Source organism: Shewanella amazonensis SB2B (genome assembly GCF_000015245.1).
Taxonomy (GTDB): Bacteria; Pseudomonadota; Gammaproteobacteria; order Enterobacterales; family Shewanellaceae; genus Shewanella; species Shewanella amazonensis.
In genome coordinates this window covers 2,734,552-2,748,824 of the sequence record NC_008700.1, presented here as the reverse complement: position 1 = coordinate 2,748,824, position 14,273 = coordinate 2,734,552, and the positions used below count along the sequence as shown (strand labels likewise).

The 14,273-nt window shown below is 51.8% G+C and carries 15 protein-coding genes; 13 read left to right on the top strand and 2 right to left on the bottom strand.

Translation table 11 applies throughout. The features are described from left to right. Positions 1–9 precede the first annotated feature (9 nt). From flhF to SAMA_RS11895, 12 genes are all read left to right on the top strand, one after another. Entirely contained in the window at positions 10–1,401 is a 1,392-nt protein-coding gene (gene flhF / locus SAMA_RS11950; RefSeq protein ID WP_011760395.1) for a flagellar biosynthesis protein FlhF, read from the top strand. Between the two features lie 4 nt (positions 1,402–1,405). Then, entirely contained in the window at positions 1,406–2,287 is an 882-nt protein-coding gene (locus SAMA_RS11945) for a MinD/ParA family protein (RefSeq protein ID WP_011760394.1), read from the top strand. Next, a complete protein-coding gene (locus SAMA_RS11940; RefSeq protein WP_011760393.1) occupies positions 2,280–2,999 on the top strand; it encodes an RNA polymerase sigma factor FliA in 720 nt (239 codons plus the stop codon). Before SAMA_RS11945 ends, SAMA_RS11940 begins: the two co-directional genes overlap by 8 nt. Before the next feature lie 44 nt (positions 3,000–3,043). Next, positions 3,044–3,427 (top strand): chemotaxis response regulator CheY, encoded by a 384-nt coding sequence (cheY, locus tag SAMA_RS11935; protein ID WP_011760392.1) that lies wholly within the window; start codon positions 3,044–3,046, stop codon positions 3,425–3,427. 13 nt (positions 3,428–3,440) lie between these two features. Next, positions 3,441–4,178, top strand: a complete 738-nt coding sequence (locus SAMA_RS11930; protein ID WP_011760391.1) for a protein phosphatase CheZ — start codon at positions 3,441–3,443, stop codon at positions 4,176–4,178. Between the two features lie 15 nt (positions 4,179–4,193). After that, a complete protein-coding gene (locus tag SAMA_RS11925; protein ID WP_011760390.1) occupies positions 4,194–6,473 on the top strand; it encodes a chemotaxis protein CheA in 2,280 nt (759 codons plus the stop codon). Positions 6,474–6,503: 30 nt separating this feature from the next. Continuing rightward, positions 6,504–7,619, top strand: coding sequence for a protein-glutamate methylesterase/protein-glutamine glutaminase (locus tag SAMA_RS11920; protein ID WP_011760389.1), 1,116 nt, complete (start codon positions 6,504–6,506; stop codon positions 7,617–7,619). Then, positions 7,612–8,040: a hypothetical protein gene (locus SAMA_RS11915; protein ID WP_049757908.1), complete on the top strand. Its 429-nt coding sequence runs from the start codon at positions 7,612–7,614 to the stop codon at positions 8,038–8,040. The genes SAMA_RS11920 and SAMA_RS11915 overlap by 8 nt, the downstream gene beginning before the upstream one ends. A 22-nt stretch (positions 8,041–8,062) precedes the next feature. After that, on the top strand, positions 8,063–8,854 hold the full coding sequence (locus SAMA_RS11910) for a ParA family protein (protein WP_011760387.1): 792 nt from the start codon (positions 8,063–8,065) through the stop codon (positions 8,852–8,854). Next, positions 8,838–9,917 (top strand): chemotaxis protein CheW, encoded by a 1,080-nt coding sequence (locus SAMA_RS11905; protein ID WP_011760386.1) that lies wholly within the window; start codon positions 8,838–8,840, stop codon positions 9,915–9,917. Before SAMA_RS11910 ends, SAMA_RS11905 begins: the two co-directional genes overlap by 17 nt. A 7-nt stretch (positions 9,918–9,924) precedes the next feature. Then, the gene (locus SAMA_RS11900) at positions 9,925–10,419 is read left to right on the top strand and encodes a chemotaxis protein CheW (protein ID WP_011760385.1); all 495 of its coding nucleotides are present in this window, start codon (positions 9,925–9,927) and stop codon (positions 10,417–10,419) included. Between the two features lie 69 nt (positions 10,420–10,488). Next, positions 10,489–10,893, top strand: a complete 405-nt coding sequence (locus SAMA_RS11895; RefSeq protein WP_011760384.1) for a DUF2802 domain-containing protein — start codon at positions 10,489–10,491, stop codon at positions 10,891–10,893. Between the two features lie 110 nt (positions 10,894–11,003). Here SAMA_RS11895 and SAMA_RS11890 read toward each other — a convergent pair whose 3' ends face one another. Continuing rightward, positions 11,004–11,306: an EscU/YscU/HrcU family type III secretion system export apparatus switch protein gene (locus SAMA_RS11890; protein WP_011760383.1), complete on the bottom strand. Its 303-nt coding sequence runs from the start codon at positions 11,304–11,306 to the stop codon at positions 11,004–11,006. A 2-nt stretch (positions 11,307–11,308) separates the two neighbouring features. Next, on the bottom strand, positions 11,309–13,099 hold the full coding sequence (locus tag SAMA_RS11885) for a hypothetical protein (protein WP_041409840.1): 1,791 nt from the start codon (positions 13,097–13,099) through the stop codon (positions 11,309–11,311). A 358-nt stretch (positions 13,100–13,457) separates the two neighbouring features. Here SAMA_RS11885 and SAMA_RS11880 point away from each other — a divergent pair, with 358 nt between their 5' ends. After that, positions 13,458–14,222 (top strand): MlaA family lipoprotein, encoded by a 765-nt coding sequence (locus SAMA_RS11880; RefSeq protein WP_041409839.1) that lies wholly within the window; start codon positions 13,458–13,460, stop codon positions 14,220–14,222. The last annotated feature ends 51 nt before the right edge of the window (positions 14,223–14,273 follow it).

Below are 14,273 nucleotides of genomic sequence, written 5' to 3'. Positions count from 1 at the left end.
GGTAGTAAATTGAAAATAAAACGTTTTTTTGCAAAAGATATGCGTGCCGCTCTGGCGCAGGTAAAAGAAACCCTCGGTGCTGACGCTGTTATCATGTCCAATAAAAAAGTCACCGGCGGGATCGAAATCGTGGCAGCGGTTGATTATGACGAGCCCAAGCCTTCGATGGAGCCCAAGGTCGCTGCACCCAACCCTTTCGACATAAGTGACGATAAGGTGTCCCTGGGGGGGCGTGCGCCTGTGCGTACCAACCGTCAAAAAGTCAACGAGGCACCGGCCGACTCATTGCAGGCCTTGCTTGAGCGTCAACAAAGCCGCATGAACCAGCAGATGGGCCATTCGGTTGAAGCCGATGACATGCCTGCCTGGGCCCGAGGACTCGAAGCGCCGGCTGCGCCCAAAATGAAAGAAGCTCCCCGTCAGGCCTCGTTTACTCCCGATGCCGATAAAAACCGTGCTCCGGGCCGCCAGCAAATTGAACTGGACGCCATGAAAGAAGAGCTGGCATCACTGCGCAATTTACTGACCCATCAGGTCTCTTCCCTGATGATGGAACAGAAAAATCGTACCGATCCTGTGGGCGCCATGCTCGAAACCCGCCTGCTGGAGGCAGAGTTCTCTCCCGCTGTGGCCGCAAAACTGGCGGGATTGTCTCAGCACTACAACCCAGCGGAACTGGTCAAGGCTCTGCCCCAAAGTTTGGCAAATATGCTGGACAATCAAGGTGATGATATTGTAAGGCGTGGTGGAGTTGTCGCCTTTGTTGGGCCAACTGGTGTTGGTAAAACCACGTCTATTGCCAAAATTGCCGCCCGATTTGCTGCTCATCATGGCGCGGATCAGGTTGCGCTCATCACCACCGACCATTATCGCATTGGAGCCTTTGAGCAATTGGCAACTTATGGCAAAATCATGGGGTGCCCTGTTAAGCAAGCTCATGATCTCAATGAGTTGCAACAAATTCTTTATCAGCTGCGCAATCGCAAGCTAGTATTGATAGATACCGCCGGTATGGGACAGCGAGATATGCGACTGGTGGAGCAATTGGATAATTTGACGGCTAACAGTGCCTTGCCGATCCGCAGTTATCTGGTATTGTCAGCAACGTCGCAACGTCGTGTGCTTCAGGATGCGGTTAAACATTTCCAGCGCATTCCTTTATCCGGCGCTGTACTGACCAAACTGGATGAATCTGTTTCTCTGGCCGGTGCATTAAGCGTACTTATCCAGAGTGGGCTGCCACTGAGTTATGTGACTGATGGGCAAAGAGTTCCTGAAGATATGAAAGTCGCAGACACCCTGGCGTTGGCAAGACAGGCGCTTGATGCCCTGAATGAACCTGAGTATCAGGGCATCGACAACAATATGTGGTCGGAAAGCACGACCTTTGCGTTCGAGTAAAGCTATGACCCGTGATCAAGCAAGCGGTTTACGTATGATGAATCAGCCATATAACGAAAAAGTAAAAGTCATTGCCGTGACAGGCGGCAAAGGTGGGGTAGGTAAGACCAGCGTTTCCATCAATACGGCTGTGGCTCTGGCAGAAAAGGGCAAACGGGTATTGGTACTGGATGCCGACCTCGGTTTGGCCAACGTGGACGTGATGTTGGGTCTGCGTGCCGAAAAAAATCTTTCCCATGTATTATCCGGGGACGCCGAGCTGGACGACATCATCCTGCGTGGTCCCAAGGGCATTGGCATAGTGCCTGCTACCTCGGGTACTCAGGCGATGGTCGAGCTGACAGCTGCGCAGCACGCAGGGCTTATCCGGGCCTTCAGCGAAATGCGCACCCAGTTCGACGTGCTTATTGTGGATACCGCAGCCGGTATCTCCGATATGGTGCTCAGTTTCTCCCGTGCGGCCCAGGATGTGTTGGTTGTAGTATGTGATGAGCCTACGTCAATCACAGATGCCTACGCACTCATCAAAATCCTCAGCCGTGAGCACGGTGTGTTCAGGTTCAAGATTGTGGCAAATATGGTTCGTAGCCTGCGCGAAGGCATGGAACTTTTTGCTAAACTCAGCAAGGTGACTGACCGCTTTCTCGACGTGGCACTTGAATTGGTTGCAACCATTCCCTTCGATGAAAACTTGCGAAAATCAGTACGTAAGCAAAAATTGATTGTAGAGGCTTACCCCAAATCACCTGCTGCCATTGCCTACCACGGTCTGGCGAATAAGGTGATGAGCTGGCCTATCCCGCAGCAACCCGGTGGCCATCTCGAATTTTTCGTAGAGCGTCTGGTACATCGTCCCGATTATCAAGAGGACAGAGCGAGTGAATAAAGCCGCGGCGTATACCTCCATGGAGAGTAAAACCTCCATCGTTGAACAGTACGCACCGCTGGTTAAAAGAATCGCGCACCATATGTTGGCCAGATTGCCGGCATCCGTACAGTTGGACGACTTGCTGCAGGCGGGCATGATTGGCCTGCTTGAGGCATCGGCCAAATTTGACGGCGGCAAAGGCGCCAAGTTTGAAACCTTTGCTGGCATTCGTATTCGTGGTGCCATGTTGGATGAAATCCGTAAAGGTGATTGGGTTCCACGTTCTGTTCACCGTAATCAGCGCAGAGTCGCCCAGGTGATAGACGAACTGGAACAAGAGCTCGGACGTGATGCCCGGGACACAGAAATTGCCGAAAGACTTGATATGTCGATGGAGGAATACCATCATATCCTCAATGATGTTTCTGTTGGTAAAATCATAGGGATAGAAGATTTAGGCGTATCACATGATGTTCTGGTTCCCGACGGGGAGCAAACCAACGACATTTATGATGACCTGGCTCAGAGCCAGTTCCAGCAGGCCTTGGCAGATGCCATTCGCCAGTTACCCGAGCGGGACGCGCTGGTGTTATCACTTTATTACGATGAAGCACTGAATTTAAAAGAAATAGGCGCCATTCTTGATGTGAGTGAGTCGCGGGTATGCCAGATCCACAGTCAGGCTATGCTCAGGCTCAAAGGTAAGCTCAAGCATTGGACACAAGTATAAATTATTATTTGAGCAGCTAGAGTGTCAGCTCACCGGAGGAAACCTTGGACAAGAATATGAAGATTCTCATTGTTGACGACTTTTCAACAATGAGACGTATCATCAAGAACTTGTTGCGAGACTTGGGGTTTAATAACACCCAGGAAGCAGATGATGGCTCAACCGCCTTACCGATGCTGCAAAAGGGTGATTTCGATTTTGTGGTTACCGATTGGAACATGCCGGGCATGCAGGGTATCGATTTGCTCAAAGCGATTCGCGCCGATGAAAACCTAAAGCATATTCCGGTACTGATGGTGACCGCTGAAGCCAAGCGTGAGCAGATTATTGCCGCCGCTCAGGCTGGCGTAAATGGCTATGTGGTTAAGCCTTTTACTGCAGCGACACTGAAAGAGAAGCTGGACAAGATATTCGAACGACTTGGTTGAGCAAGGATGGGCTATGCAGGCAAACACATCAGGGCTCATTAGTCTCGAACAGGCACAGGAACTCGTCACGCTCCTGAGTGCGGGTGAGCAGGAAAAGGCTGATTTACTGCTGCGGGACCTTGCGGTCCCCATTCAGAAAGAGCTGTTTGACGAAGTGGGTAAGCTGACCCGCCAGTTACACAGTGCGCTGGTTGATTTTCAGTTGGACAGTCGCCTGATGGAACTGGCCAGTATCGATATTCCTGACGCCAAAGAGCGACTGAACTACGTCATAGATATGACGGAGCAGGCAGCCAACAAAACCATGGATGCTGTGGAAGAGTGTTTGCCCCTCGCTGACGCCCTTATCAACCATATTCAAACCGTCATGCCAGCCTGGGATAAGCTCATGCGGCGTGATATCGACATTACTGAGTTCAAAAGCCTTTGCCATGACGTACAACAGCTGATGAATCGCAGTGCGATGGACTCAGAAAGACTGCGCGAGCTTTTGAATCAGATTTTAATGGCGCAGGACTTCCAGGATCTGACCGGACAGATGATCCGCCGTGTTATCGATTTGGTTCGTGAAGTCGAGAATAGCCTGGTGTCAATGTTGACCGTCTTTGGCGAGCAACCAGCCACAGAAGTTACCCAGAAGAGTACCAGCAGCATAGAAGCGGAAGGCCCCATCATGAATGCCGAGCTTCGTCAGGATGTGGTGACTGGTCAGGATGAAGTCGATGACCTGCTGTCCAGCCTGGGTTTCTGATAAGGAGTCAATTTAATGTCATTTGATGTTGATGAAGAGATTCTGCAGGATTTTTTGATAGAAGCCGGCGAAATTCTCGAGCTTCTGCAGGAACAATTGGTCGCTCTTGAGAATAATCCGGAAGACACGGATTTGCTCAATGCCATTTTCCGCGGCTTTCACACTGTTAAAGGTGGGGCAGGCTTCCTGGGGCTCGCACCCATGGTGGACGTCTGTCACGAATCGGAAAATACCTTTGATTTACTCCGAACAGGTAAACGTCACGTTACTGCTGAATTGATGGATATCATTCTGCAGGCGGTGGACGCAATCAATACCATGTTCGCCCAAACTCAGGCAGGACAAGCGCAAGAGCCAGCGTCTGCCGAGTTACTCGATAAACTCAAGCTCCTCTCCTCCGGTGCACCCTTACCGTCAGAAGGCGGAGAAGCCTCCTCATCGTCTTCATCTGAACCCACGATAAACGTGGACAATGAGATCCCCGGCGTTGAACTTTTTGGCGACCTTGAAGAGCCTGCGGCGGCCGAGCCTGTTACCCAGGCTCCTGCCATGACGGATGACTTTCTGTTTGACTCACCCGCCAGCGATTCCAGCATCGATGAAATCAACGAAGCCGAATTCGAAGCACTCTTGGATGCTCTGCACGGAAGTGGTAAAGGTCCAGGTGTCACCGGGACGTCTGGCGCTGCGCCAAGTGCCGACAAAGCTGCCGCCAAAGCCGCACCGGCCGGTGATGAAATTACCGATGACGAGTTTGAAGCCTTACTCGATGAACTCCATGGTTCGGGCAAGTTTAAAGCCACCACCGATAAAGTGGTTGCCAAAGTGGAAGATAGCCCTGCTGATCATGTAGATACCGATGAAATTACCGATGACGAGTTTGAAAAGTTGTTGGATGAACTTCACGGTAAGGGTACAGGGCCAGGCGTTGTCTCTGCAGCCAAACCTGCCGCTCCCGCCACGAGCCAACCCAAATCAGCGGCAGCGCCTGCAGAGTCGCCAAAGCCCGTTGCAAAACCCTCATCACCTGTTGAAGCACCAAAACCTGTTGTGGCCGCAGAAAAAAGTCCAGCACCTGTCGCTAAAGCCGCACCGGCAGCCGGCGCTTCTGTGCCTCAGGGCGAGACCACGGTAAGGGTCGACACCGCCCGACTCGACCAGATAATGAACATGGTCGGTGAGCTGGTGCTGGTACGTAACCGCTTGGTCAGCCTGGGTGTTACCCGCGAAGATGAGGAAATGTCCAAAGCGCTGGCTAACCTCGATTTGGTGACTGCCGACTTGCAGGGCGCTGTGATGAAAACACGGATGCAGCCCATCAAGAAGGTATTCGGCCGTTTCCCGCGGGTAGTTCGTGACCTGGCACGCAGCCTGAATAAAGAAATTGATTTGGTATTGGTAGGCGAGGAAACCGATCTCGATAAAAACCTGGTGGAAGCCCTCGCTGACCCGCTGGTGCACCTGGTGCGCAACTCTGTCGATCATGGGATTGAAATGCCCGCCGATCGTGTTGCCAGTGGTAAACCCAAGACAGGTACCATTACGCTGTCGGCAAGCCAGGAAGGGGACCACATTCTCCTGAAAATCGAAGATGACGGCGCGGGGATGGACCCAGAGAAACTCAAGGCCATCGCCGTTAAACGTGGTGTGCTTGATGAAGATGCTGCGGCCCGTATGTCGGACCATGAGGCCTACAATCTGATTTTTGCCCCCGGTTTCTCCACCAAAACCGAAATTTCTGATATTTCAGGCCGTGGTGTGGGTATGGACGTGGTGAAAACCCGTATTACCCAGCTTAACGGAACCGTGCACATCGATTCGGTTAAAGGCAAGGGTACCATCCTTGAGATTAAGGTGCCGCTAACGCTGGCGATTATGCCAACGCTGATGGTGGAAGTGGCCAAGCAGGTCTTTGCCTTACCTCTGTCGAGCGTTAATGAGATATTCCACCTGGATTTGACCAAGACCAACATAGTGGACGGTCAGTTGACTGTGATTTTCCGGGATAAGGCCGTTCCACTCTTTTATCTGGAGCAGTGGCTGAGTCGCAGCAAAACCAAGTTCAAGCATGGCGATAAAAAGCATGGCCATGTGGTGATTGTGCAGTTGGGAACAATGCAAATCGGTTTTGTGGTCGATGCCTTAATCGGACAGGAAGAAGTGGTGATAAAGCCGCTTGGCGCTTTGCTTCATGGCACTCCGGGTATGGCCGGTGCCACCATTACGTCAGACGGTGGAATAGCGCTGATTTTGGATGTTCCCGGATTATTGAAACATTATGCCAAGCGGAAGTAGCTCAAGCGCGTGCTGTTGGCAGGAATATAAATGACAATAAAAGTATTGGTCGTTGATGACTCAAGCTTTTTCCGACGTCGGGTCAGTGAAATAGTCACTCAGGACCCCGAGTTGGAGGTGGTTGCAACGGCATCCAACGGTATGGAAGCCATTAAGATGACCTTGGAGCACAAGCCTCAGGTCATCACCATGGACATTGAGATGCCGGTGATGGACGGTATTACGGCTGTGCGTGAAATTATGGCCAAGATACCAACGCCCATTTTGATGTTCTCTTCTTTGACTCACGATGGCGCCAAGGCGACTCTGGATGCGCTGGATGCCGGGGCATTGGATTTTTTGCCAAAGCGGTTTGAAGACATCGCCACCAACAAAGACGAGGCGATTAAGCTGCTGCAGCAGAGGGTTAAAGCCCTTGGCAGAAGAAGGCTGTTCAGACCTGTCATCTCCAGAACGCCTGCTCCAGCACCTGAACCATTACGCCCAGCCATTGGCTCGCGGCCTCAGGTGCAATTGCAACGTCCTCAGAGCCCTGCTGCCGCACCTGTGAGCGTACGTGCCAGTGGTAAACAATACAAATTGCTGGCGATAGGCACGTCCACCGGCGGCCCTGTCGCACTGCAGAAAATCCTGACACAGTTTCCCGCCAACTATCCGTTGCCTATTGTGCTTATCCAGCACATGCCTGCGGCGTTTACCCCGGCTTTTGCTCAGCGGCTCAATGGCCTGTGTCGCATTTCGGTGAAAGAAGCCGCGAACGGTGACTTGCTGCAGCCTGGTTGTGCCTATCTGGCGCCCGGCGGTATGCAAATGATGATAGAAAAGGCCGGTGCCAGCGGGCGTGTCAAGATAGTCGCAGGTAACGCAGATATGAATTACAAGCCCTGTGTTGATATTACCTTTGCCTCTGCTTCAAAGGCGTATGGCGGTGATGTGCTGGCAGTGGTGCTGACAGGTATGGGCGCTGACGGCCGCGAAGGGGCGCGCATGCTCAAAAATCTGGGCGCGACCATTTGGGCTCAGGACGAAGCCAGTTGTGTGGTTTACGGTATGCCTCAGGCTGTGACTGCTGCCGGGATATCTTCTCTGTCCATCGGGCTTGAAAATATGGCCGACGCAATTTTAAAAGAGTCAGGTCGTGGCTGATATGCGCCGTGATGGCTCTGGTGGGATGACACTGGTCATCTTTTTGCTGGTGCTTTTCAGTGTAGTGATCACGGTGCTTTATTTTGATTTGCGGGTAAAATACACCGAGCTGAAAGACAGAAATGCTGAACTCGCTGCAAGCCAGGTGCTGCTGATGGTACCAGACAGTCAGGCCGAGGCTCTGGCGCAATGGCTGGAGTCACATCCCCGAGAGACAGAGCGTTTACTCAAGCAGGTCGAAATCAATGCAAATGAGGGGGATGGCGTCAGGGAGGACAACAGTCAAGAGGCCGGAAGCATACCCAGGTCGCTGGTGCCTGAAGTGATTTCAGAAAACAGCGATGGAGTGAAAGTCATAGCACTCCCCAATGGGGGCATCAGGGTGACAACCCGTGACGAAAATACCGAAAAAAAACAATAAACGCTTACTGGGGGCCTGAGACGTGAACGTCTGGACCATTGCAAACCAAAAAGGTGGCGTGGGTAAAACCACAACCGTGGCAAGTTTGGCAGGCCTGCTGGCCAAGCAGGGCAAGCGCGTGCTCATGGTTGATACCGATCCCCATGCATCCTTGGGCTATTACCTTGGAATCGACTCTGAAGAGGTTCCTGGGTCCCTGTATGATGTTTTTGTCGCACATAAATTCCTGACCAAAGACCTTATCAGGCAACATACAGTGCCTACCCTGGTTGAAAATCTGGATTTGATCCCGGCGACCATGGCGTTGGCGACTCTCGATCGAGCACTGGGCCATCAGGAAGGTATGGGGCTTGTGCTGCGCAATCTGCTCAAATTGATGGAAGACGACTACGATGTGGCACTGATTGATTGCCCGCCGGTATTGGGTGTCCTTATGGTCAATGCGCTCGCAGCAAGCCAGCATATTGTGATACCGGTACAAACGGAGTTTCTGGCCATTAAGGGCCTTGATCGTATGATCAAAACCATGGAGCTAATGGGCCGCTCCAAAAATACCCGATATAGTTATACTGTTGTTCCAACTATGTATGACCGGCGAACCAAGGCATCACCGGCGGCGCTCGAAGCGCTGGCCCAGCAATACGGCGATACTCTGTGGCCTGACGTTATCCCGGTTGACACCAAGTTTCGCGATGCCAGTTTGGCGCATTTACCTGCGTCACATTACGCAGCCACTAGCCGCGGAATTAAAGCATATGAACGTTTGCTGACTTTTTTGATGGCTGGAGAATTTGACCATGTCAAAGTCAGTTGACGAAACCGTTGTCGATTTTTTCCGATTGCTGCTGACTGAAGACGCTCAGGTATCGGATGACACTTCGCTGACCAAAGTCCACACCCAAAATGCTCCGGTTGGCGATATATCCGTTGTTGTATCAACTGGCGTTGGTAACGCCTTTACCGATGCCAATGCGCCCACGCAAGAGACCTTGACCGGCTCTGCAGCTGGCGAGATGGCATCAGCCCCTTCGAAATCCCAACCCGTAAAAACTGAGCTCCAGATAGCAAAATCTGAGTCAGCACAATCACCAAGGATCGCTCCGAGTCGGGACCCGCTGGATAAGGCCTCGTTGGAGAAGTTGCTGGCGCCGGTGTTTGACGTTGCAAAACCACTTGAGCACCCCGCAGTTGAGCAGCCTGTAGTTGAACAAAAGGCTGCTTCAGTTGAATCGCCACCAGTGGTTGCAGAGACTGTCACCAAACCAAAGATTGCGGTTAGGACTAAGGTTCAGGAAAACGTAAAAGCTCAGGTGACGCTTGAGACTGAACAAGATGTCACCCCGGTAGCGCCCGTGCAAACTGCGCCACAGACACAAACGGGAGCAACGCCACCCAGCATTACAAAAGACCTGCGTGAAGAGCTGGATGACGAGTTTCAGGTACTATTCTTTAAAGTAGCCGGATTAACCCTGGCTGTGCCCTTGGTCAGTTTGGGTGGGATAGTCAAGGTTGAGCGCATCAATCATATTTTCGGTCGTCCGGATTGGTTTTTGGGCGTGCAGACCCACAGAGAGTCGCAACTCAATCTGGTGGACACCTGCGCGTGGGTAATGCCGGAAAAATACAATGAAGAACTGGCGCAAAACGTAAATTATCAATATCTTGTATTATTGGAAGACAGTAATTGGGGCTTGGCCTGCGAATCTTTGGTCAACTCGGTACGGATTAAGCAGTCCCAAGTCAATTGGCGCACCACAGCGGGTAAACGCCCTTGGTTGGCTGGTGTAGTGAAAGAACAAATGTGTGGCATCTTGAATGTCAGGGCATTGATCCAAATGCTCAATGCAGGTTTAGGTTGTCAGGATCCTATTAGCTGAGGTACGTATGACAGACTCGAGAAATGTAGCGGCAGTGGCTGCCGGAAAGGATGATGCGGTATTACAGTGGGTGACCTTCAGACTGGATAACGAAACCTATGGCATCAATGTGATGCAGGTTCAGGAGGTGCTGCGTTATACCGAGATTGCCCCTGTACCGGGAGCCCCTCACTACGTTTTGGGTATTATCAACCTGCGTGGCAACGTGGTGACGGTTATCGACACCCGTTCACGTTTTGGGCTGCAGCCTGCTGAAGTCGATGACTCTACCCGAATTGTGATCATCGAAGCTGAAAAACAGGTCATCGGGATTTTGGTCGACAGTGTGGCAGAAGTGGTTTATCTGCGCCGCTCTGAAATTGACAATGCGCCAAATGTGGGTACCGAAGAGAGTGCCAAGTTTATTCAGGGCGTGAGTAACAGGGATAATGAGCTGCTGATTCTGGTTGATTTGGACAAATTGCTGTCTGATGAAGAATGGGCAGAGCTTGCTCAGATTTAATGAGATACCAAGCCACAGGCCGCCAATGGCGGCCTGTGGCGTATCTGACTCAGGGAGTGGTATTGCTGCATGGTTGAAAATGGGTTTCTAATCGCAGCCTTGGTGTACGTTGTCGCGTGTTTGGCGCTGGTGCTATACCTGCAAAAGCAGCTCGGGAAGCTTCGCACCAAGGTGGATGCGCTGTCGTTGCTGCTTAAAGAGGCCGATAAGCAGCGTGAGGGTTTCAAGCGGGAATTGCATGAGCTCAGAAGTGGCACCATAGGCGTGGGTAAGCGGGTGCTCGAGTTGGAAAAGCGCTTGGTGGCACAGGATGCTAGAATCGATGAAACCCGCGAGCAAGACCCACAGGCCAGGCTTTATACCCGGGCGATGAAAATGGTCTCGCTCGGTGCCGGTATTGAAGAGCTGATGCATGAGTGCGAGCTGCCAAGGGCCGAAGCAGAGTTGTTGCTGCGTCTTCACCGCAAGGGGTAGTCAGTCGCTGTTGCGAATCCTTGAGATGGGTTTTAAGACAGGACGATAGCAACTATCACCCTGTCTTTGATGTAGTAGAAAAAAAGCTGCCGTCGGCAGCTTTTTTTCTACTACACCGATGTCTTTATCTTGTTGTGCATGTTTGCCCATTCTTCCGGATAGCGACCATCCAACATGTACACAAACGACAGCAGTTCAGCGATGAGTACATAAAGCTCTTTCGGAATGCTTTCGTTGAGTTCCATCATGGTCAGAAAATTGGCCAGCGCAGGGTCTTCGTGAATGTGGATGCCACATTCGCGGGCGAGAGCAATAATCTCCTCTGCAAGTAAGGCCTCGCCTTTGGCTGTGACTTTGGGCGCCCCGTTACCGTCGTAACTTAAGGCTACCGCTATCTTGTCTTGTTTATTCATGCTCAGGCCCTTAAATCCACGGCAAAGGATTTGCCGGGCAGCAGACTGCCGGGCACGGTATCGTGGCGACAGGAAAGTATTGTGGTGCCAAAGCCCAATGACTGCAGGTGTGCCTGCAGCACAGGCAGATAATTTCCTACCCGGTTATTGAGTTTCTCCTGACTGCAGACAAGCTGCACATCCAGCGCACTGGGCGTGCGTTTGGCGTCAACCAGCAGATCTGCATCATTCAAAGAAAACTTAAGCTTGAGACGCCAGCTTTCTTGGTGGTCATCCTGCTCCTGGTTAGCTTGACGTTGCCAATGGCCTTCCAGCTGCCGCTGCTTTTCACCCATAAGGTAAGGCAGGCAAAAGAACCAACCGTCCCTTGGATTACTGGCTTCTGCATATTCACGCCTTACCTGCGCAAGTTGCATTAACGAATCAAGGGTATCGTCATCGGCGAGGGTTATGGCGTCTGCCAGGCTGATCCCGGTGCCCTTAGCCGCCACATTGAGCCACTGCGTCATCAGTGGGGTAAGTGAGTGCTCGCGTTTAAGGGCGGCGCCTCCAAGCAGCAATTGAAACACCATCGCCAGGGGTTGGTGCAATACCGCATCAGCAATGGTTCCGTGGCGGGCCAAAAGCTGGTTTCCGTTTGAAGCAGAGATGGTCTCCTGTATCGCCATGCCGCCCAGTAGCATGTTCACTGGCAGTGGTTTCAACAGGGCAAGTAAACGACGAGCCGCGTCTGGCGTTGTGATGGGAGACGTTTCTTCAATGTCTGCTAATTTTAGCGGGGGAAGCGCCCCGCTTTTATCGAGGTTCATTAAGAGTCTTTTCTCTGCAGCAAGGTGAGTGCCTACTTGCGCTTTACGCTCTGGCTCACCGTTCATGTCTGCAGTGCTCTTTTGGAGAAGAGCAGTTTCGCTGCCGACTGTCTTACCTGACTGAAAGTCAGACGCTTTTACCTGTAACTGCTTATCGGCCTGAGCCTTATCCGCACTATCTGCCATTTTGCTGCTAACAGGTTCTGTAAGTTGCTTTTTGGCCTCAGCAACAGAAGGGGCGGGTGCCTTTTCGGGCTTATCAGGGGCGGCGAGTGTGTTTGGCGCGCTGGATTTACTGTCTGTTACCGGAGTTTCTGCTTTGATATTGCTTTGGCCACTCCCATCCGATGGCTTGGGTGCTGGCATCGCAGGTTTGCTGGTGTTTTCTGTGCTGCTGGTGTTGATGTGATTGACAGTTTGGCCCGTCAGTTTTCTTTGCAGCGAGCTCAGAATGGCTTCTTGTGTCACAGGGGCCGTTAATAGGTTTTTCGTCACAGGAGCTGTTTTGCCACCGATGGCCTCCAGGCTGACTTTTGCTTCGGCCTTAATAGGGTCGACCATGAGTTTAAGCTCACCTTCCTTTAAGACGATTCTGGCCCTCATCAGCTCAGGCTGTGGCGGTTTCAGCGAGGGTAAGGGCAACTGAAAGCCGCCTTTAAAGCGCAACTGCCCATTGGTATAGCTGGCGTCTCCCAGCAGGTAACCACCAGGGCTCTTGGTCAGCGACAGCAGCTTCTCTGTATCAATGCCAAGGCGGCGAATCTGTTCTGCCAAGGCGCCAGGGAAGGGGAGCTGGATGCTGGGGGCGAGGGCGACCAGAGTCGCGGCCGTGAGAGACGAAACGGCTGCCTGCTGGGGCACTTTCAACATCAGTGTTTGTGCCGAAAATTGGGACAGGTCAACCGGCGGCTTTATGAGATAGCTGGTATTTGCGATGGTGAGTATCGCAGCGCCCTGTGTTTGACTCAGCCTGACTGGCAGCAAACTTGTTTCAGCTCCTGTGCTTGAATTGCTGGTCAGTATTGATGTGAGTGCGCTGATTTGAGTCATGTTTTAGCTCGGGTGCAAGTGAGTCTCGTCGCGGTCCTGAATTTGCGGTGCTGTGCTATGTAAAGAGCCTGGATACTGAATAAATCACTTCATAGCGTCTTGATATGTCGCTTTGCCAAAAAGTATAAGTTGCCTGCATACACCAACTTACACAATTTATCGATTGATCTTATTGTGAGGAAAAGTATGCTTAGCCGTCAAAGTAGCAGACGTGGTTCAGAGTGTTATGCTTTATTATCGTCAGCCACGGCGCTTTCTAAAGCCGATTTCGGCCTTTTGTATAGAGAGAGTTATGAAGTTGAAATGGATTGCCTTGCCATTCATGTTGTTGGCAGGCTTGGCTCAGGCAGAGCAGGACAATTCGGTCTCAGAGAAGCAGGTAGACGTTGTTTACAACGATCCCCGTGACCCTTTCGAAGGGTTTAACCGCGCCATGTGGGATCTTAACTACAACGTGCTTGACCGTTATATCTATCGTCCCGTCGCCCACACCTACAAAGATTATGTGCCCAGTCCGGTAAAGTCGGGACTGCATAATTTTGTCCGCAATCTTGAAGAGCCCAATGCCTTGGTGAACAACACACTTCAGGGGAAGTTTGGTTGGGCGGCCAACGCCGGCGGACGTTTTGTGGTGAACTCCACCATAGGTCTGCTCGGGGTCGTTGATGTGGCCGACATGATGGGCATGCATCGGAAGCAGGATGATTTTAACGAGGTTTTGGGTTACTACGGTGTGCCCAATGGTCCTTACTTTATGGCGCCATTTTTTGGCCCTTATGTTACCCGTGAACTCGCGAGTGATTGGGTCGATGGACTATACTTTCCCTTGTCAGAGCTGACGATGTGGCAGTCTGTGGTCAAATGGGGCATCAAAAGCCTGCATGTGCGGACAGAAGCCATCGATCAGGAACGTCTGCTCGACAATGCTCTGGATCCCTACACCTTTGTAAAAGATGCATATTTACAGCACATGGACTACAAGGTGTATGATGGCAATGTACCATCAAATCAAGAAGATGATGAACTTCTTGATGAATATATGCAGGAGCTAGAATAGCCGTCCTCAAGGGATAACTCCGGCGGAGAGTCCCCCTCCTATGCGCTATCT